The sequence below is a fragment of the Frateuria sp. GZRe14 genome (assembly GCF_051900395.1).
Taxonomy (GTDB): Bacteria; Pseudomonadota; Gammaproteobacteria; order Xanthomonadales; family Rhodanobacteraceae; genus Frateuria_A; species Frateuria_A edaphi.
This window is the reverse complement of the sequence record NZ_JBHZGJ010000001.1, coordinates 1,553,633-1,570,608: the sequence shown is the minus strand read 5'-3', so window position 1 is coordinate 1,570,608 and position 16,976 is coordinate 1,553,633. Positions and strand designations below refer to the sequence as shown.

Annotated in this window: 18 protein-coding genes; 1 reads left to right on the top strand and 17 read right to left on the bottom strand. The window is 68.2% G+C overall.

Going from position 1 to position 16,976, the window contains the following annotated elements:
* Positions 1 to 36: 36 nt before the first annotated feature.
* From ACFWZ1_RS07190 to trpB, 9 genes are all read right to left on the bottom strand, one after another.
* Positions 37 to 459 (bottom strand): MerC domain-containing protein, encoded by a 423-nt coding sequence (locus ACFWZ1_RS07190; protein WP_231325003.1) that lies wholly within the window; start codon positions 457 to 459, stop codon positions 37 to 39.
* Positions 460 to 799: 340 nt separating this feature from the next.
* On the bottom strand, positions 800 to 1,267 hold the full coding sequence (locus tag ACFWZ1_RS07185; RefSeq protein ID WP_439665920.1) for a transcriptional repressor: 468 nt from the start codon (positions 1,265 to 1,267) through the stop codon (positions 800 to 802).
* A 191-nt stretch (positions 1,268 to 1,458) separates the two neighbouring features.
* Positions 1,459 to 1,728 carry a hypothetical protein gene (locus ACFWZ1_RS07180; RefSeq protein ID WP_439665919.1) on the bottom strand — a complete coding sequence of 90 codons (270 nt, stop codon included), beginning with the start codon at positions 1,726 to 1,728 and terminating at the stop codon, positions 1,459 to 1,461.
* Positions 1,729 to 1,745: 17 nt separating this feature from the next.
* Complete coding sequence (gene gltX / locus ACFWZ1_RS07175; RefSeq protein ID WP_439665918.1) at positions 1,746 to 3,146, bottom strand: glutamate--tRNA ligase; 1,401 nt, start codon at positions 3,144 to 3,146, stop codon at positions 1,746 to 1,748.
* 82 nt (positions 3,147 to 3,228) lie between these two features.
* Positions 3,229 to 3,555, bottom strand: a complete 327-nt coding sequence (locus ACFWZ1_RS07170; RefSeq protein ID WP_231324997.1) for a hypothetical protein — start codon at positions 3,553 to 3,555, stop codon at positions 3,229 to 3,231.
* A gap of 21 nt (positions 3,556 to 3,576) precedes the next feature.
* Entirely contained in the window at positions 3,577 to 4,008 is a 432-nt protein-coding gene (locus tag ACFWZ1_RS07165; protein ID WP_439665917.1) for a DUF4399 domain-containing protein, read from the bottom strand.
* A 381-nt stretch (positions 4,009 to 4,389) separates the two neighbouring features.
* Entirely contained in the window at positions 4,390 to 5,259 is an 870-nt protein-coding gene (gene accD, locus ACFWZ1_RS07160) for an acetyl-CoA carboxylase, carboxyltransferase subunit beta (protein ID WP_231324995.1), read from the bottom strand.
* A gap of 80 nt (positions 5,260 to 5,339) precedes the next feature.
* A complete protein-coding gene (gene trpA, locus ACFWZ1_RS07155; RefSeq protein WP_439665916.1) occupies positions 5,340 to 6,140 on the bottom strand; it encodes a tryptophan synthase subunit alpha in 801 nt (266 codons plus the stop codon).
* On the bottom strand, positions 6,137 to 7,348 hold the full coding sequence (gene trpB, locus ACFWZ1_RS07150; protein ID WP_439665915.1) for a tryptophan synthase subunit beta: 1,212 nt from the start codon (positions 7,346 to 7,348) through the stop codon (positions 6,137 to 6,139). Before trpB ends, trpA begins: the two co-directional genes overlap by 4 nt.
* 112 nt (positions 7,349 to 7,460) lie before the next feature.
* Between trpB and ACFWZ1_RS07145 the strand changes: the two genes are divergently transcribed.
* Positions 7,461 to 8,348 carry a LysR family transcriptional regulator gene (locus tag ACFWZ1_RS07145; RefSeq protein WP_231324988.1) on the top strand — a complete coding sequence of 296 codons (888 nt, stop codon included), beginning with the start codon at positions 7,461 to 7,463 and terminating at the stop codon, positions 8,346 to 8,348.
* 65 nt (positions 8,349 to 8,413) lie between these two features.
* Here the strand turns inward: ACFWZ1_RS07145 and ACFWZ1_RS07140 are convergent, their stop codons facing one another.
* The 8 genes from ACFWZ1_RS07140 to aroC all read right to left on the bottom strand — a co-directional run bounded on the left by ACFWZ1_RS07140 (position 8,414) and on the right by aroC (position 16,910).
* A complete protein-coding gene (locus ACFWZ1_RS07140; RefSeq protein ID WP_439665914.1) occupies positions 8,414 to 9,421 on the bottom strand; it encodes a cupin-like domain-containing protein in 1,008 nt (335 codons plus the stop codon).
* 2 nt (positions 9,422 to 9,423) lie between these two features.
* Complete coding sequence (locus ACFWZ1_RS07135; protein ID WP_439665913.1) at positions 9,424 to 10,053, bottom strand: phosphoribosylanthranilate isomerase; 630 nt, start codon at positions 10,051 to 10,053, stop codon at positions 9,424 to 9,426.
* Complete coding sequence (truA, locus tag ACFWZ1_RS07130; protein ID WP_439665912.1) at positions 10,050 to 10,817, bottom strand: tRNA pseudouridine(38-40) synthase TruA; 768 nt, start codon at positions 10,815 to 10,817, stop codon at positions 10,050 to 10,052. Before truA ends, ACFWZ1_RS07135 begins: the two co-directional genes overlap by 4 nt.
* 158 nt (positions 10,818 to 10,975) lie before the next feature.
* A complete protein-coding gene (locus tag ACFWZ1_RS07125) occupies positions 10,976 to 13,267 on the bottom strand; it encodes a FimV/HubP family polar landmark protein (protein WP_439665911.1) in 2,292 nt (763 codons plus the stop codon).
* 161 nt (positions 13,268 to 13,428) lie between these two features.
* On the bottom strand, positions 13,429 to 13,731 hold the full coding sequence (locus tag ACFWZ1_RS07120; protein WP_231324978.1) for a hypothetical protein: 303 nt from the start codon (positions 13,729 to 13,731) through the stop codon (positions 13,429 to 13,431).
* Positions 13,731 to 14,762, bottom strand: coding sequence for an aspartate-semialdehyde dehydrogenase (locus ACFWZ1_RS07115; protein WP_439665910.1), 1,032 nt, complete (start codon positions 14,760 to 14,762; stop codon positions 13,731 to 13,733). The genes ACFWZ1_RS07120 and ACFWZ1_RS07115 overlap by 1 nt, the downstream gene beginning before the upstream one ends.
* A 31-nt stretch (positions 14,763 to 14,793) precedes the next feature.
* Positions 14,794 to 15,801: a 2-hydroxyacid dehydrogenase gene (locus ACFWZ1_RS07110; protein WP_439665909.1), complete on the bottom strand. Its 1,008-nt coding sequence runs from the start codon at positions 15,799 to 15,801 to the stop codon at positions 14,794 to 14,796.
* Positions 15,802 to 15,821: 20 nt separating this feature from the next.
* A complete protein-coding gene (gene aroC, locus ACFWZ1_RS07105; protein ID WP_439665908.1) occupies positions 15,822 to 16,910 on the bottom strand; it encodes a chorismate synthase in 1,089 nt (362 codons plus the stop codon).
* Between the last annotated feature and the right edge of the window lie 66 nt (positions 16,911 to 16,976).

Here is a 16,976-nt window from a genome sequence, read left to right as displayed (position 1 = left end):
TAGGAACGCCCCCGCGCGTTACACAATCACCGGCGCTCAATGCGCGCAACCGGCGTCGTGCACGTGGGGCGGCCGGCGATCGAGCCGCAGGTTGACGAAGTGCGCGCTCGCGAGAAGCACGCCGCCGCAGGTGACCAGCACGCTGTGCAGCGCGACCGGATACCGCTCGGCCACGGTGACGCCCAGCAGCAGCAACGACAGGCCGGGAAATGCCAGCATCAGCGACCCGGGCCGGCGGTGCCGGCGGTAGCCGTTGACCAGGGTCAGCAGCGCCAGCGCGCAGGCAAACATGACGAAAGCCCGCTCGAACCGATGATCGGCCAGGAACTCGAGCCCGACCAGCGGCAACACCGCGAGCACGAACGGCAAGGCTGCGCAATGGATCGCGCACAGGAACGACGCGACCGCGCCGAACCGGTCGGCGGTCTGCCATGCGCGTGATGTCGGCGGTCGGGCCATCGTCGGCTTCGGTAGGAGCTGGCTACAATGTTACTTTATAACGCGAGCCACCGCCACGACGCTGTAACGAATCGTCAACCAAGCTGTCGCCGCCGCGTTCTAGAATGGCTGAATGCAAGCCATACGGGATCGGAAGCCCGCGTATGCGGGCTTGCAATCGAGTTAGCGGTTTTCCGGTGCGGCATTGTTCCCTCCCCGCCAACACCGGGAAAAGCGGGGCGCGATACAGGATGTATCGCGCCCCGCACTTTTGCTTGCGTCCCCGAATCGGTCTTGGCACTCCCGCCCGCGATGGCGGGGTTCGATCGATTGCGCAATCGCGGGTCCGGGCCTTTCCTGGTCAGCCCTTGCGGCACTGCTTGCAGAGGCCGTGGACTTCCAGCGTCTGGGCCTGCGGCCGGAAGCCGAAAGCCCGCGCCTGCGCCTCGATCAACTCGGCCACCCGAGCATCGCAGACCTCCTGCGCACTCGCGCAGCTGTCGCAGATCAGGAACGGCACCTGATGCGCCTCGGCAGGATGGTGGCAGGAAACGTAGGCGTTGATCGACTCGAGCTTGTGGATGAAACCCTGCTCGAGAAGGAAATCGAGCGCGCGATAGACCGTGGGTGGCGCGGCGTTCCCGTGGCGTTCGCGCAACTGATCGAGCAGGTCGTAGGCCTTGACCGGTTTGCCCGCCGCGGCGACAAGCGCCAACACTTCCCTGCGCAAGGGAGTGAGCCGCAATCCGCGCTCCTCGCTGGCCTGTTCGACCGCCGCGACGAAACTCTCGGCGTCTTCGACGTGGTGTGAGTGGAGCTTGGCTGACACGATCGGCCCATCCGGTTGATGCCGCGATGATACCGCGTGCCCGACAGCCACGTTTTGCGGCAGGTGGTTCCGGGTACGCAACGCCAAGACTCCAGCGGTCCGGCCGGTCGTGGACCCCAGGCTTACCTGTGCGGGTTCCCATCAGGAACCCGGCCATCGGCGCTTCCGGCAGGAACGCCTGAAAGCGATCATCACTTCGGCAGCGGCGGCGGCACCTGGCGCCGCGGCCGGCGCAGGACGACCAGCCAGCCGATCGGGCCCAGCACGAACGCCCAGGCGATACCCTCGGCGGTGCGGCCGCGCCACCAGCCCAGCAGCGCACCGACGGCGAGAAACAAGAGGTTCCACCAGATCAGCGCGCTCCAAGGGACCAGCGCCATCAGGTTGAGGAAGATGCGCAGGAACGCATCGGGGGTGTCGGGGTCGACGCCCTGCGTGGCGCGGGCAAGGAGTTCGTCCATGCCGCGGGGTCCTGGGCTCAGCCCTGCGCGCGGGCGACCGCGTCGTCGATGCGCTTGAGCGCTTCGGCGCGGCCGGCCAGGTAGATCGTGTGGTCGATCGAAGGCGAGACCTGGGTGCCGGTCATGGCCACGCGCAGCGGTTGGGCAATCTTGCCCATGCCCAGTTCGAGGCTGGCTGCAATCCGCTCGATGGCCTGGTGGATCGGCTCGGGTTTCCATTCGATGTCGGCGAGCAGCGTCCTGGCCTGCTCGAGGACGGCCACGGCGCTGTCGTTCTTCAGGTGCTTGGCGACGGCCTTGTCGTCCCATTCGGCAATCGGCGCGTACCAGATCTTCGCGCGCTCGGCCATTTCCTTGAGCGTGTGCACGCGGTCGCGCAGCGCCACGACCACGTCGGCGGGCGCGGGGCCGCGGGAGATGTCCACGCCGGCGCGCGCCAGGTGCCACTCGAACTCGGGCGCCAGCTCCCGGGGATCGTCCGACTTCAGGTAGTGCTGGTTGAGCCAGGCGAGCTTCTCGGTATCGAAGCGCGAGGCGGCCTTGTTGACGTCGGAGATGTCGAACAGGCGGATCATTTCCTCGCGCGAGAAGATTTCCTGGTCGCCGTGCGACCAGCCCAGCCGCACCAGGTAGTTGAGGATCGCGTGCGGCAGGTAACCCGCGTCGCGGTACTCCATCACGCTGACCGAATTGGTGCGCTTGGAGAGCTTCTTGCCCTCCTTGTCCAGAATCATCGGCAGGTGCGCGAATTCCGGCACCGGTGCGCCGAGCGCGTGGTAGATGTTGATCTGGCGCGGCGTGTTGTTGACGTGGTCGTCGCCGCGGATCACCTCGGTGATGCCCATGTCGATGTCGTCGACCACCACCGCGAAGTTGTAGGTCGGCCAGCCGTCGGAGCGGAAGATCACCAGGTCGTCCAGCTCGGCGTTGGCCCACTCGACGCGGCCCTTGACCTTGTCCTCGAACACGACCGAACCCTCGGTCGGGTTCCGGAAGCGGATGACGCGGTCGGGGTCATCGCGCAGCGGCTCGTTGCGATCGCGGTAGTAGCCGTTGTAGCGAGGCTTCTCGCCCTTGGCCATGGCCGCCTCGCGCATCGCCTCGATCTCTTCCTTGCTCTCGTAGGCGTAGTACGCCTTGCCTTCGGCGAGCAGGCGGTCGGCCACTTCCTTGTAGCGCGCGAGGCGATGGGTCTGGTAGATCGGTGCCTGGTCGGCGGACAGGTCGAGCCACTGCATGGCATCCAGGATCGCCTGCACGGCTTCATCGGTGGAGCGCTCGCGATCAGTGTCCTCGATGCGCAGCAGGAACTCGCCGCCGCGACGACGCGACTCGAGCCAGCAATAAAGCGCGGTGCGGGCGCCGCCGATGTGCAGGAAGCCGGTGGGGCTGGGGGCGAAGCGGGTGCGGACGGTCATGGGCATTCTGCGGCTGCGAAGGGCAAACACGGGATTTTAGCCGATCGCAGCGCCGCGGCCGCGGCGATCACGGGCAACACGATCAGGGTTTGCGCTCGCAGGACCAGCCATAGCAGATCACCACGTTGGGGTCGCGCTCTGCCCGGCCCAGCGGTGCGGCGGGAAAGCTGCTTCCAGGCGGCACGAGCTGGGCGCCCCGATCGTCCATGACGATCTGTGGCGCCTCCTTTGGAGCAGGCAGCAGCACGTACCTAACGATGAACAGCGGGCGGTGCGCGCTGGCACCGGCCGTCGTCGACTGGATGGCCTTTTCGGACCCGGTGGCCTGCTGCGCTTCCATGGCAACGCTCGCCCATGCGGAGATCGGCAAGGCCAGAACCAGGGCGGCCATGAACGGCAGCGGCTTCATCCGGCACCTCCGGCGGTGCGCTCACTTCACGTGGATGGTAATCCTTTTGGACACCACGGGCGGGGCGAACGGCACATGGTTCGCGTCGCCCAGTTCCAGCTGCAGCGTGTGCGTGCCAGGGGAAAGCTTGAGCGTAGTCTGCGTCTGGCCACCGCCAAAGTGCATGTGGTGTTCGTCGTTGGGAATCGGCTGGCCCGCGAGCGGCAGGTCGGTCACATCGATCAGCAGGTGGTGGTGCCCCGTGTGCTCCTTGCCCACGCCGGCCGGTGCCACGCCCATGCCCTTCAGGCCGAAGCGCACCGTGACCTCGCGACCGACGGTGGCACCGTCCGTGGGCGAGATGATGTAGGCCTCGGCGCCGGCCGGTGCCTTGGTGGCCGGGAGCGCAGGCGTCTGCGCGAAGGAAGCGGCGCCAACGATGGCGAACGCGGCGGCGAACATCATCCGTTTCATGCGTGGGATCTCCTCGGGCGTGGCAGGCCAGTATGCCGGCAGCATCCGACCGCGTCATGCCGCCTGCCCCGCAGCGCGCGCGGAGGCGCTGGTCACTTCCTGCGCATCGTGTCGCCCTGCGCTTGTCGATCAAGCAGATAGGCCACCTATCCACAGGCTTACCCCAGCTGGCTCCACAAGCGCTGTGGACAACCCGCGAAGACGACGTTGCCGCTGCGTAAAAACTGATCAGCGCGTGCCAAGTGACTGACGGCAAAGCCGCCTCTGCGGTTTGTCCACAGGGTTTACCGGAGGGCATCCACATCGGCTGTGGAAAACATGACCTGCACAAACGACGATGCCGCCTTTCGGCGGCATCGATCGGTGTTCCCCAGCGTTCGATCAGGCCGCGCGCGGCGCCTTCATCAACAGGCCGAAAAGCTCGGCCAGTTTGTCGCGCATCTCGCGCCGGTCGACGATGAGGTCGATCGCGCCGTGTTCGAGCAGGAACTCCGAACGCTGGAAGCCTTCAGGCAGCGTCTCGCGTACGGTCTGCTCGATCACACGCGGACCCGCGAAGCCGATCAGTGCCTTCGGCTCGCCGATGTTGATGTCACCGAGCATCGCCAGGCTGGCCGAAACGCCGCCGGTGGTCGGATTGGTCATCACGCTGATGTAGGGCACGCCGGCGTCGCGCATGCGCGCCAGCGCAGCGGAAGTCTTGGCCATCTGCATCAGCGAGAACAACGCTTCCTGCATGCGCGCGCCGCCGGTGGCGGAGAAGCACACCAGTGCGCTCTTCTCGGCCAGTGCGCGCTCGGCCGCGCGAGTGAATTTCTCACCCACCACCGAGCCCATCGAACCGCCCATGTAGGAAAACTCGAACGCAGTGGCGACCAGCGGGCGGCCCTTCAGGCGGCCGCTCATGGTGATCATCGCGTCCTTCTCGCCGGTGGATTTCTGCGAGGCCACGATACGGTCGCGGTACTTCTTCGAATCGCGGAATTTCAGCGGATCGGTCGGTTCCAGGTTCGCCCACAGCTCCTGCGTCGAACCCTCGTCGAGCAGGGCGAGCAGGCGCTCGCGCGCGCCGATCGGATGATGGTGGCCACACTTGGGACACACCATCAGGTTGCGCTCCAGCTCTGGCCGGTACAGCACCGTGCCGCAACCGCCGCACTTGTCCCACACGCCCTCGGGCACTTTGCCCTTGTTGGCGGGAGTGCTGTGCGTGCGTGCACGCGGGGTCATGATTTTCTGGAGCCAGTTCATGGGGACCTCGTCAACAATGCTGTGCCACACCGCGAGCCCCGGTCCTCACCCGTCCCTCGTCGAAAGGGAACGTGCGCGGGTCAAGGCGCGTCCAGTGCTGCGCGGATCGGCGCGAGAAACTCGCGCGCCCGCGTGGCGATTTCATCCGCTTCCGTGGCGCCGGCGAGGCGCTCGACCAGCGCACTGCCGATGACCACGGCGTCGGCGAACCCGGCGATCGCTTTCGCAGTCGCCGAATCGCGGACGCCGAAGCCGACCGCCACCGGCGCCTTCGCCCCGGTGCGCACTTCGGCTACGCGCGCGGCGATGTCCGCCGTGCTCAGCCGTGCCGCGCCAGTGATGCCGGCGAACGACACATAGTACAGGAAGCCCCGGGCCGCCTCGCACAACTTCGCCATACGCGCGGGTGCGGTAGTGGGCGCGGCCAGCAGGATCTGCTGCAGGCCTGCGATGCGCAGCGGCTCCAGCACGGCCGACTCCTCCAGCGGGCAATCGACGACCAGCACGCCGTCGACGCCCGCCTGCACGGCATCCTGCGCAAAGCGCGCGTAGCCGTGCATTTCGATCGGGTTGAGATAGCCCATCAGCACGACCGGCGTGTCCGCGTCGCGCTGGCGGAAGTCGGCGACCCAGCGCAACACGTCGCCCAGCCCGACGCCGCTGGCGATGGCGCGCTCGCTGGCGTGCTGGATGACCGGACCATCCGCCATGGGATCGGAAAATGGAACGCCCAGCTCGATCAGGTCCGCGCCCGCCACAACCAGCGCGTGCATCAGGGCGACGGCATGTTCGGGCGACGGATCTCCCGCGGTAACGAAGGGAATCAGTCCGGTGCGGCTTTCAGCTTTAAGCGCGGCGAAGCGACGGTCGATGCGACTCATACCTGCACTCCCTCGCGCGCGGCAATGGTGTGCACGTCCTTGTCGCCACGGCCGGAGAGGTTGCACAGCACCAGCGCGTCCTTCGGGTATTCGCGCGCGAGCTTCATCGCCTGCGCCACGGCGTGGCTGGATTCGAGCGCGGCGAGGATGCCTTCGGTACGGGCGAGCAGGTGGAACGCCTCCAGCGCTTCGTCGTCGGTGACGCCGACGTAGTCGGCGCGACCGGCATCCTTGAGGAAAGCGTGTTCCGGGCCGACGCCGGGGTAGTCCAGACCGGCGGAGACCGAGTGCGTCTCGGTGATCTGGCCGTTGTCGTCGCACAGCACATAAGTGCGGTTGCCGTGCAGCACGCCCGGCCGGCCGGCCGCCAGGGACGCCGCGTGATGTCCCGTGTCCATGCCCTCGCCCGCCGCCTCGGCGCCGACGATGCGCACGTCCGCGTCGTTGAGGAAGGCGTGGAACAGGCCGATTGCGTTCGAGCCGCCGCCCACGCAGGCCGTGATCGCATCGGGCAGACGGCCGTAGCCCTCCAGCATCTGCTCGCGCGCCTCGCGCCCGACGATGGCGTTGAAGTCGCGCACCATCTGCGGATACGGATGCGGTCCGGCCACGGTACCGATGATGTAGAAGGTGTCGGCCACGTTGGTGACCCAATCGCGCATGGCTTCGTTGAGCGCGTCCTTGAGCGTTTTCGAGCCCGAGGTCACGGGCACCACTTCGGCGCCCAGCAGCTTCATGCGGTAGACGTTGATTTTCTGCCGCTCGATGTCCACCGCGCCCATGTAGACCACGCACTTCATGCCGAATCGGGCGGCCACGGTGGCACTGGCGACGCCATGCTGGCCCGCGCCGGTCTCGGCGATCACGCGTTGCTTGCCCATGCGCCGGGCGACCAGGGCCTGGCCGATGGTGTTGTTGATCTTGTGCGCGCCGGTGTGGTTGAGATCCTCGCGCTTCAGCAGGATCCGCGCGCCGCCGACATGCTTCGATAGCCGCTCGGCGTGGTAGATCGGGCTCGGACGGCCGACGTAGTACTTGAGGTCGCGGTCCAGCTCGGCCAGGAAATCGGGATCGCGGCGCAGCCGCTGGTAGGCCTCGGTCAGTTCGGCCAGCGGCGCCATCAGCGTCTCGGCGACATAGCTGCCGCCATAGGCGCCAAAGCGGCCGTGCTCGTCCGGCCAGCGGTGGAAATCCTGGGTAGCGGGCATGGGTGGCTCCATCGGCAGCGGCGGGTCGCCGCAGGAAGCCTCACACCTTAGTGCCGGCCGGCCTTGTGAAAAAGCGAAAAATCCGTGGCCAGGTGTGAGCTAGACTCACAGCATGTCCGACCGCGACCTGCCCTCGCTGCATGCCCTGCGCGCCTTCGAGGCCGCCGCCCGCCTGGGCAGCATGAGCCTGGCGGCGCGAGAGCTGCATGTCACCCACGGTGCCGTGAGCCGGCAGGTGCGTTCGCTGGAAGAGGCGCTGGGCCAGCCCCTGTTCCTGCGCCAGGGCCGCGGCATCCAGGCCACCGCCGCAGGGCGGCGCCTGCAGGAAAGCTGCCAGGCCGCGTTCGGCCAGTTGCGCGAAAGCTGGGCCCGGTTGCGGCGTGAGCAAGCGGACGCGGCCCTGGTACTGGGTTGCTCGGGCAGCGTGCTGGCGCGCTGGGTGATCCCTCGGCTGGAACGCCTGCGGCACGACCTGCCCGCACTGACCTTGCACCTGGCCGCGCAGGAGGAACCGACGTCCCTGGCTGGCGTGGACGTCGCGCTGTTGCTGGAAGCGCCACCCTGGCCGGACTCGTGGCAGGTGTACGACCTGGCACCCGAACGCATCGGCCCCGTGCTCAGTCCCCGCCATCCCGAACTCGAGCGCCTGCGCGCCCTACCCCCCGCCGCGCTGTGCGACGAGCCGCTGCTATACACCGCCTCGCGCCCACAGGCCTGGCCGGACTGGGCGCGAGCGATGGGACTGGCGCCGGAATCCATGCAGCAGACGCAGGCCCTGCCGCATCTGTATTTCCTGCTGGAGGCCGCCGCCGCTGGGCTGGGCGTGGCCATCGCCCCGCAACCGCTGGTCGCCGACGACCTGGCCAGTGGCCGATTGCTGGCGCCCTGGGGGTTTCGCGAAACCGGCGGTCGCTGGATCCTCGCCACCACGCGCGCGGGCGACGCACGCCTGGAGGCATTGGCCGCCTGGGCACGTGACGAACTGACCGAACGCGCTTGAGGCCTCTTCGCTGTGTGCGAGCGGCGCGGTCCCTCCCAGGGTGGGAGGGCAGAGGCGCTCCGCCTTCAGAGATACCGCTTTGCCAGTTCCCTTAGTCGCTCGAGCACCTTCGGCGTGCGCGCGCCCAATACGCCACGCCGCTCCTCCGGCAGGTGCTCCAGCGGATCGCCCTCGTCGAACGCGTAATGCTCCAGTAGTTTCTTCCACCCAGCCCTCTCGGTGGGTGGCAAGGCACGAAAGGCCAGGATGGCGTGGTACAGCGCCGACAGCGCATGGCCGGTGGTGTAGCCCGCCTCGTCCACGGAAAGCCACCAGTAATTCACCAGCGCGTTGAGCCGCTCCAGCGACTCGACGTGATGCCACCACAGCGGCGGCATGTAGATGGCATCGCCGGGGTGCAGCTCGGCCACCTGGGCGGCGGCGAGCGCCAGCTTCAAACGCGGGAAACGCGGATCGTCCGGTCGGTCCAGGCGCGCCATCCCGATCATCGTGCTGGTGGGTGCGAAGTCGAGCGGGCCGATGTACAGGTTGGGCAACTGCTCGGGCGGAAACAGCGTAAAGCGCCGCCGGCCGCACGCCACGCAGGCGATGTTGTGTTGCGAGTCGAAATGCGTGGGCGTGGTGACACGGTTGCCGATCCACAATCGGGGTTCGACATCTGCGCCGACCAGCGGCAGTGCGTGGTGTTCCAGGAACCCAGGCAGGCAGGCGGCGATCGATGCGCTCTGGATCGCCAGGCCCGGCGGATGATCGACCCGGCTGTAGCTGGCAAGCCGCTGCAAGCCGAGCGTCAGCGGTATGCGGTAATGCTCGTAGTTGAAGCCATCCAGCGCCGCGTTGTAGCCGATCACGCCTTCGGCCTCGGGCGGCATCAGCAAGGTGTCCACCGGCGCGCCGTTGTCCAGCGCGGCCAGCCCCTCGGCAAAGGCGGTGTCCGATCCCTGCGCCAGCCTGACCAGCGGCCAGTCGCGGGCCAGGCCGCGTATCACCAGCGGGCGATCGAGGGCCATCAGGACCGCCCGGTCCGGCACGGCGCCGGCGTCGGTTTCCTCGATGGCCTGAGTCGGCGCCATGCTCAGGCGCGAGCCGCATCCGCGGCGCGCGCCGCCGCGATGAAGGCCGCCAATCGCGCCGGATCCTTGGTGCCCGGCGCCGATTCGATGCCACTGGATACGTCCACGCCCCACGGCCGCGCGATGCGGATGGCTTCGGCCACGTTGCCGGGGTGCAATCCGCCGGCGAGGATCAGCGGTTGCGCCAGGCCTCGCGGCATCAGCGACCAGTCGAACGCCTTGCCGCTGCCGCCCGCCTCGCCCAGGCCGTGCCCGTCGAGCACCAGCCCCGCCGCGCCCGGGTACGCACGCAGCCGCGGCATCGCATCGCGTCCGTCGCCCATCGCGATCGCCTTGAGGTAGGGCCGTCCGAACTGCGCGCACCAGTCGTCGCGCTCGGCGCCATGGAATTGCAGTAGCGCCGGCTGCACCGCGGCGATCACCTCGTCGACGAAAACGGCATCCTCGTCCATGAACAGCGCGACGGTCGTGACCATGGGCGGCAGCGCGCGGGCGATCGTGCGGGCCTGGCCGATAGCCACCTGCCTGCGGCTGCGTTGGGTGAAGATCAGCCCGATCGCGTCGGCGCCCAGTTCGGCGGCCAGCACGGCATCCTCGACGCGGGTCATGCCGCAGCACTTGATGCGGATCATGCGCTTACCTCCGCCGGCAGCCCCCAGTGCGTTTCGTAACGCGGGCCGAGGAAAGTCAGCCCGGAGGACGGCGCGGTCGGCCCTGCCACTTCGCGATCGCGCCCGGCGAGCAGCTCCGCCAGCCATGCAACCGGTTGTTGCCCGCGCCCTACCGGCAGCAGGGAACCGACGATGTTGCGCACCATGTGATGCAGGAAGGCGTTGGCCTCGATCTGCACGATCACCTGCTCGCCCTCGCGCCGCACTTCCAGGCCCAGCACGCAACGTCGCGCGTGCGCGGCCTGGCAGGACACCGCGCGGAAAGCCGAAAAATCGTGCTCGCCCAGCAACGCCTGTCCGGCCTGATGCATGGCCGATGCATCCAGCGGTGTTCGTTCCCACGTGACGTAGCGGGCATCCAGTGCAGCGCGCACCGGGCGGTTGAGGATGGTGTAGCGATAGCGCCGGCTGCGTGCGGAAAAGCGCGCGTGGAAGGCCTCGGGTACCGGCTGCGCCCACAACACCGCTACAGCGGTGGGCAAATTGGAACATGCACCCAGCACCCAGCCGCGCATGTCGCGCTCGACCTCGGTATCGAAATGCACCACCTGGCAACGCCCGTGCACACCGGCGTCGGTGCGCCCGGCGCAGGTCACCGTGACCGGCTGCGCGGCCACGCGCGAGAGCGCCTGCTCCAGCGCGCCCTGCACGGTCGAACCGTGGGACAGGCGCTGCCAGCCGAGGAAATCGGTGCCGTCGTACTCGACGCCCAGGGCGATGCGCATGCGGTGGTTCCTGCGAAACAGCCTGGAAGCGTAGGGTGGGCTTCAGCCCACCGCAACCTGACCGGATGCGGAGGACGAAAACGGGGAGCCAGTTTACGCAGCCCGGACGCAAGAAGGGCCGGCATGGCCGGCCCTTCCTGCGAGCGATGGAGACGGCTTCAGGAAAGCGAGTCGATCAGGCGCTGCGCCGCATCCCTCTGCATCTGGGTGCCCTCGTTCATCACTTCCTCGAGCATGGCGCGGGCGCCGTCGGCGTCGCCCATGTCCATATAGGCACGCGCCAGGTCCAGCTTGGTGTCGATCGGGTCGTCGCTGAACTGGCCCATTTCCTGAGGCTCGGCGGCGGTCGCGCTGCCGGTGGTGTCGTTCACCGGCTCTTCGAAGTTCCAGGTCGAGGGCGTCGCGTCTTCCGCCGGGGCCGGCTCGACGTTCCGCATGACCGTAAGGTCCTCGTCCTCGTCGGCGACATTCAGCGCGGGAGTCTCGGCCGGGGCCGGGCGCGGCGGGGTGAGGTCGAAATCGAAGTGGTACTCGCTGACCTTGGGCCGCTCGTCGCTGGCCGGCTCGTCGTGGATCGCGGTTTCTTCGGCGTGGCTGGCGTAGTTGTCCAGGTCGAACGGCTCCATGTCCTCACCGATGACCTGGTGGCGCTCATCCTCGCGCGAATCGAACGCGTCCTGCGCGCCCTGCCCGGCAAACAGCGGATGACCCGGCACCAGATCCTCGCCCATGGCGACCACGTCCTGCCACTCGTCCTGCTCGGGGTCGACGATATGGGCGTGCATCGCTTCGGCCGCGGCTTCGAAATGGTCGACGTCCCGGCGGGAGTAGTACAGGCTCACCAGTTCCAGGTGCAGGCCGATGTCGTCCGGGTGTTCTGCCAGCTGGTCGAGCAACTCGTCCTGGTCCGGATCCGCGCTGACGGGCGCGGACGTATCCGGCACCGCGCCGAAGCGATCGGCCAGCGAGGGGGCCGTGGACACGGCGCGCGGACCTGCCGGCTTGCGGCGACGACCCAGCAGCGCAAGCAGGATCAGCAACAGGACGGCGCCACCGGCAGCAGCCCACACCCACGGCTGCATGAACCAGGGCTGCTCCGCCGACGCGGGGGTGACCGGCTTGCGGGTCACCGGCTTGACCGGCTTGCTGGCCGGCTTGGCGACCGGGGCGACGGCCGGAGCCGCCGCCGCGCTTTGCGCGGACGGCACGGAGGTTGTCGTGGCGACGGAACCGGTGCTACCGGGCTTGGCCGGCGTGGCGATCGCCGTACCCGCGGCGGCCGGCTTGGTGGTGGTTTCGGCGAGCGCCGCGGCCGGAGCCGTGCCGGCAGTCGAAGCCGCGGCCGGCAGGCCGGCCTTCTTGCGGGCATCGGCGAGCTTGTGCTGCAGCTCGGCGATCTCGTTGTCCTTGAGCGCGAGCAGGCGGGTGTTCTTGTCGTTGATGTCCTGCAGGTCCTTCAGGCGCGACTTCAGGTCCGCACTCTGCTGCTGCAGGGTGGTCAGCGTTTCCTGGGTACGCATCAGGTCCTGGCGCAGGGCCGCATCACCGTTGCCGCCCTGGGCGCCAGCGCCCTTGCCGCCCTGCTTTGCCGGCACCAGCGCCAACCGGTCCGCCGACGTGCTGGCCGGTGTATTGGAGGCTTCCGTACGTGTAGCCGCATCGGCCACGGTGGTGGTCGAGCCGGTCGACTGGGCGCGCCAGTCGCCGTTCTGCTGGCGGATCTCCGCCATCGCGGCGGCCACGTTCATGGCCTGCGCTTCCTGGCTGGTCGGCACGCGCAGCACCGCACCACTCTTCAGCGCATTGATGTTGTCCTGGTAGAACGCGTCCGGATTGGCCTGCTTGAGAGCCAGAATCATCTGGCTCGCATCCACGCCGGCAGGGGTGACCTGGCGGGCGATGCCCGACAGCGTCTGGCCACGTTCGACCTGGTATTGGCCGCCCGCGGCGACGCGACCGGCGCCCGGCTGGGCGGCGGTGGAACCGGCGGTGGCCGGACGCGCGGTGGCGCGGGACGCGTTGCCGCGCGGAGCACGAACGCTGGGCGCCGTTGGCGTGGTGCCCGGCGGATCGAGCAGGACCGGGAACTCGCGCAGGCTGCGGCCCGACTCGTTGTCCACTTCCACCAGCAGGTCGAGGTAGGGATCGTTGACCGCCACCGCGCTGGTGATGCGGATCACCTTGCGTCCGCCCACGTCGACGATGCTGAACTGCAGCGGCAGGTCGGGCCGGACACCGGCCAGGCCGGCGCGGGCGAAGTCTTCCGGCGAGGCCAGGCGCGCAGTGAGGTTGCGCAGCTCGGCGGGGCTGTCCGGCGTAAGCGGAATCTCCGCGAGCAGCGGCTGGCCGAGGGCGGACTTGACCTGGATCTGGCCCAGTTCGAGCGCCGCCGCCTGGCTGCTGCCCAGCGCCAACGCCAGCAGCATCGACAGTTTCAACGAACGATTCATCGCTTCGATTCCCCCAAAAGCCCGAGACGCTTCATGCCATCGCCGCGGGCTGCGGCGATACCGGATCGCGCGTCACTTTAGTTATATGTAGGCCAATCAACAATAGCTGCGGCGACCGCTTAGCGCATATTGCTGCGGTCTGTTCTCGCTCCAGCGGGGGGTCATCGGCCCGTATTACCCTTCTGCCGTTGGCCGGCAAGGGCCTCCAGCTGGCGTTGCAGCCGGGCGATTTCCCGGTCCTGCTCATCCAGGCGGTCGCTGGCCTGGCGGCTATGCGACTCCTGCTCGGTAAGCTGGCGCTGCAGCTGCACGATCTCCGCCCCCCGGGCGCGCAGCTGCCGTTTGAGGTGCACCTGCGCGGGCGCCGCCTGCCCCGCCACCGCGGCCTGTTCCGGACCGCCGTCGGCGAAGGCCGGCAGCGTGACGAGGGTCAGCAGCGGCAGCAGGAGCCAGGGTTTTCGCATCAGAGATAGTCCTCGATCAGCCGCTCGGCGATCTGTACCGCATTGAGCGCGGCGCCCTTGCGGATGTTGTCCGCCACGATCCACATATCCAGGCCGCGTTCGTGCGAGATGTCCTCGCGGATGCGGCCCACGAACACCGGATCCTTGCCGGCGGCATCGCCCACCGGGGTCGGATAACCGCCCGGCTTGCGCTCGTCCATGACCACCACACCCTCGGCCTGCTCCAGCAGCGCGCGGGCCTCATCGGCGCCGATCTTGTCGCGGGTTTCCACGTGCACCGCCTCGGCGTGGCCGTAGAACACCGGCACCCGTACGGCCGTGGGGTTCACCGCGATGGAGTCGTCCTCCAGGATCTTGCGCGTCTCCCATACCATCTTCATTTCTTCTTTGGTGTAGCCGTTGGACTGGAACTCGTCGATGTGCGGGATCACATTGAAAGCGATCTGCTTGGGGAATTTCTTGCCCGGTTCCACATCCTGGAAGTTCAGCAGGGCCGCGGTCTGACGGCCGAGCTCCTCCATGCCGCTGCGGCCGGCGCCCGAAACGGACTGGTAGGTGGCCACGTTGATGCGTTCGATGCCCACGGCGCGGTGGATCGGCGCCAGCGCCACCAGCATCTGCATGGTCGAGCAGTTGGGATTGGCGATGATGCCGCGGGTGGTGTAGTCGGCAATGGCGTGCGGGTTGACCTCGGCGACCACCAGCGGGACGTCGTCCTGGTAGCGGAACTCGGAAGTGTTATCGATCACCACGGCGCCCGCCGCGGCGGCGCGCGGCGCATGCTCGCGGCTGACCGAGCCGCCGGCGGAGAAAAAGGCGATGTCCACGCCGTCGAAGTCGTAATCGGCCAGGTTCCTGACCGTGACCTGCTTGCCGCCGAAGGAAACCTTATCGCCGGCCGAGCGCTCGCTGGCCAATGGCACCAGTTCGCCAACGGGAAAATCGCGCTCGGCCAGGATGCCCAGCAGGGTTTCGCCGACCGCGCCGGTGGCGCCGACCATGGCGACCTTGTAGCTGCTCTTCTTGCTCATGGGATGTCTTGCTGCCTGTGTGAGGATGTGATCAGGGCGCCGGCCGCGCGGCCAGCACCCCGGGGTTGAGGAGGGAGGGCGGATGCCCCGCGTCAGGGCCATGGCCGAACAACGCCAGTACGTTGTCCACCGCCAGCGCGGTCATCGCGCGGCGAGTGTCCCAGGTGGCGCTGGCAATGTGCGGACTGAGGATGACGTTGTCGAGCGCGAGCAGGGCCGGGTGGACGGCAGGCTCCCCTTCGAACACGTCCAGCGCGGCGGCGGCCAGGCGCCGCCCGGCCAGGGCGGCGGCCAGCGCCGCATCATCGACGACTCCGCCGCGGGCGATATTGACCAGTACGGCGGTGGGTTTCATCGCTGCCAGCTCGGCCGCGCCAATGGCGTGGTGGCTCTCGGCGGTCAGGGGCACTGCCAGCACCAGGAAGTCCGACTCGGCCAGCAGCGTGGATTTGTCCACGTAGCGCGCCGCGCATCCGGCCTCGACATCGGCCGGCAGTCGCGAACGGTTGTGGTAGGCCACCTGCATGCCGAAACCCGCGGCGCGGCGCGCGATCGCCTGTCCGATGCGTCCCATGCCCAGAATGCCCAGCGTGCGACCCCGCGTGTCGAGCCCCAACCAATCCTTGAACCCGTTGGCGCGCCAGCGCCCCTCCCTCAGCCAGCGCTCGGCCGCGCCGATGTGGCGCGCCGAACCCAGCAGCAGCGCCCAGGTGAAGTCGGCCACGCTTTCGCTGAGCACGTCCGGGGTATTGGACGCGGCGATGCCCGCCGCGGTCAGTGCAGGGACGTCCAGGTTGTCGTAACCGACCGCGAGGTTGGCGACGATGCGCAGGCGCGGGGCGTTCGCCACTTCCGTGGCACCGATACGCTGGTTCAGTCCCACGATCGCGGCATCGCAGGACGCAAGCTTGCCGGTCAGTACGGCCGGCGGAAACACGGTTTCCTCTGCCTCGGCCGCCACTTCGAAGTGCGGTTCCAGCCGAGCGACGATGTCGGAAAAGGTGGGACGCGAGATCCACACCCGCGGCTTGCCGATCATGGGGATTCCGTAGTGAAAGCTCAGGCGATCCGCGGGGCGACCGGCCCCACGTCGCCGCATTGCGCGCGATGCCGCAGCGCGTGGTCCATCAGCACCAGCGCCAGCATGGCCTCGACGATGGGCGTGGCGCGGATCCCCACGCAGGGATCGTGCCGCCCTTTGGTGACCACCTGCACCGGTTCGCCGGCCAGGTTCACGCTTTGCCCCGGCACCAGGATGCTGGAGGTCGGCTTGAACGCCACCGACACCGTCACCGGCTGGCCGGTACTTATCCCGCCAAGGATGCCACCGGCATGGTTGGACGTAAAGCCGTCCAAATGCATTTCATCCCGATGTTGCGTTCCGCGCTGTGCAACCGCCGCGAAGCCAGCGCCGATCTCCACGCCCTTGACCGCATTGATCGACATCATCGCTGCCGCCAGGTCGCCACCGAGCTTGCCGTAGACCGGCTCGCCCCAACCCGGCGGCACGCCCTCGGCCACCGCGCTGACGCGTGCCCCGACCGAATCGCCGGACTTGCGCAACGCGTCCATGGTCTTTTCCAGTTCCGGCACCTGCCCCGCGTCCGGCCAGAAGAACGCATTGGCTTCCACTGCATCCCAGTCGAAACCGCGCGGCACGACATCGCCTAACTGGGCCAGGTAGCCGCGCACCCGCACGCCGTGGCGCTCGACCAGCCATTTCTTGGCGACCACCGCGGCGGCCACGCGCATGGTGGTCTCGCGCGCCGAGGCGCGGCCGCCACCGCGCGGGTCGCGGATGCCGTATTTCTGCCAGTAGGTGTAGTCGGCGTGGCCGGGACGGAAGGTCTGCGCGATGTCGCCGTAATCCTTGCTGCGCTGGTCGGTGTTGCGGATCAGCAACGCAATCGGCGTGCCCGTGGTGCGCCCCTCGTAGACGCCCGAGAGGATTTCCACTTCGTCCGCCTCGTGGCGCTGCGAGGTGTGCCGGCTGCGGCCGGTCGCGCGGCGATCGAGGTCGTGACGGAAGTCCTCGGGCGCGATCGCCAACCCGGGCGGGCAACCGTCGATGACGCAGCCGATCGCCGGCCCATGGCTTTCGCCAAAGGTGGTGACGGTGAAGAGCTTGCCAAAGGAATTGCTGGACATGCCGCGCGCCCGCTACGAGGAAGCCGAAGCATAACGGCTCGCCGACAAGCTCTGTAGGAGCGCCCT

What these genes read in the sequence shown, in the direction of transcription:
- accD (WP_231324995.1), bottom strand. Translation starts at nt 5,259, where the DNA reads ATGAACTGGCTCCAGAAAATCATGACCCCGCGTGCACGCACGCACAGC.
- ACFWZ1_RS07170 (WP_231324997.1), bottom strand. Translation starts at nt 3,555, where the DNA reads ATGAAGCCGCTGCCGTTCATGGCCGCCCTGGTTCTGGCCTTGCCGATC.
- ACFWZ1_RS07115 (WP_439665910.1), bottom strand. Translation starts at nt 14,762, where the DNA reads ATGAGCAAGAAGAGCAGCTACAAGGTCGCCATGGTCGGCGCCACCGGC.
- trpA (WP_439665916.1), bottom strand. Translation starts at nt 6,140, where the DNA reads ATGAGTCGCATCGACCGTCGCTTCGCCGCGCTTAAAGCTGAAAGCCGC.
- ACFWZ1_RS07145 (WP_231324988.1), top strand. Translation starts at nt 7,461, where the DNA reads ATGTCCGACCGCGACCTGCCCTCGCTGCATGCCCTGCGCGCCTTCGAG.
- trpB (WP_439665915.1), bottom strand. Translation starts at nt 7,348, where the DNA reads ATGCCCGCTACCCAGGATTTCCACCGCTGGCCGGACGAGCACGGCCGC.
- ACFWZ1_RS07120 (WP_231324978.1), bottom strand. Translation starts at nt 13,731, where the DNA reads ATGCGAAAACCCTGGCTCCTGCTGCCGCTGCTGACCCTCGTCACGCTG.
- truA (WP_439665912.1), bottom strand. Translation starts at nt 10,817, where the DNA reads ATGCGCATCGCCCTGGGCGTCGAGTACGACGGCACCGATTTCCTCGGC.
- ACFWZ1_RS07165 (WP_439665917.1), bottom strand. Translation starts at nt 4,008, where the DNA reads ATGAAACGGATGATGTTCGCCGCCGCGTTCGCCATCGTTGGCGCCGCT.
- ACFWZ1_RS07140 (WP_439665914.1), bottom strand. Translation starts at nt 9,421, where the DNA reads ATGGCGCCGACTCAGGCCATCGAGGAAACCGACGCCGGCGCCGTGCCG.
- gltX (WP_439665918.1), bottom strand. Translation starts at nt 3,146, where the DNA reads ATGACCGTCCGCACCCGCTTCGCCCCCAGCCCCACCGGCTTCCTGCAC.
- ACFWZ1_RS07135 (WP_439665913.1), bottom strand. Translation starts at nt 10,053, where the DNA reads ATGATCCGCATCAAGTGCTGCGGCATGACCCGCGTCGAGGATGCCGTG.
- ACFWZ1_RS07110 (WP_439665909.1), bottom strand. Translation starts at nt 15,801, where the DNA reads ATGATCGGCAAGCCGCGGGTGTGGATCTCGCGTCCCACCTTTTCCGAC.
- ACFWZ1_RS07125 (WP_439665911.1), bottom strand. Translation starts at nt 13,267, where the DNA reads ATGAATCGTTCGTTGAAACTGTCGATGCTGCTGGCGTTGGCGCTGGGC.
- ACFWZ1_RS07180 (WP_439665919.1), bottom strand. Translation starts at nt 1,728, where the DNA reads ATGGACGAACTCCTTGCCCGCGCCACGCAGGGCGTCGACCCCGACACC.
- aroC (WP_439665908.1), bottom strand. Translation starts at nt 16,910, where the DNA reads ATGTCCAGCAATTCCTTTGGCAAGCTCTTCACCGTCACCACCTTTGGC.
- ACFWZ1_RS07190 (WP_231325003.1), bottom strand. Translation starts at nt 459, where the DNA reads ATGGCCCGACCGCCGACATCACGCGCATGGCAGACCGCCGACCGGTTC.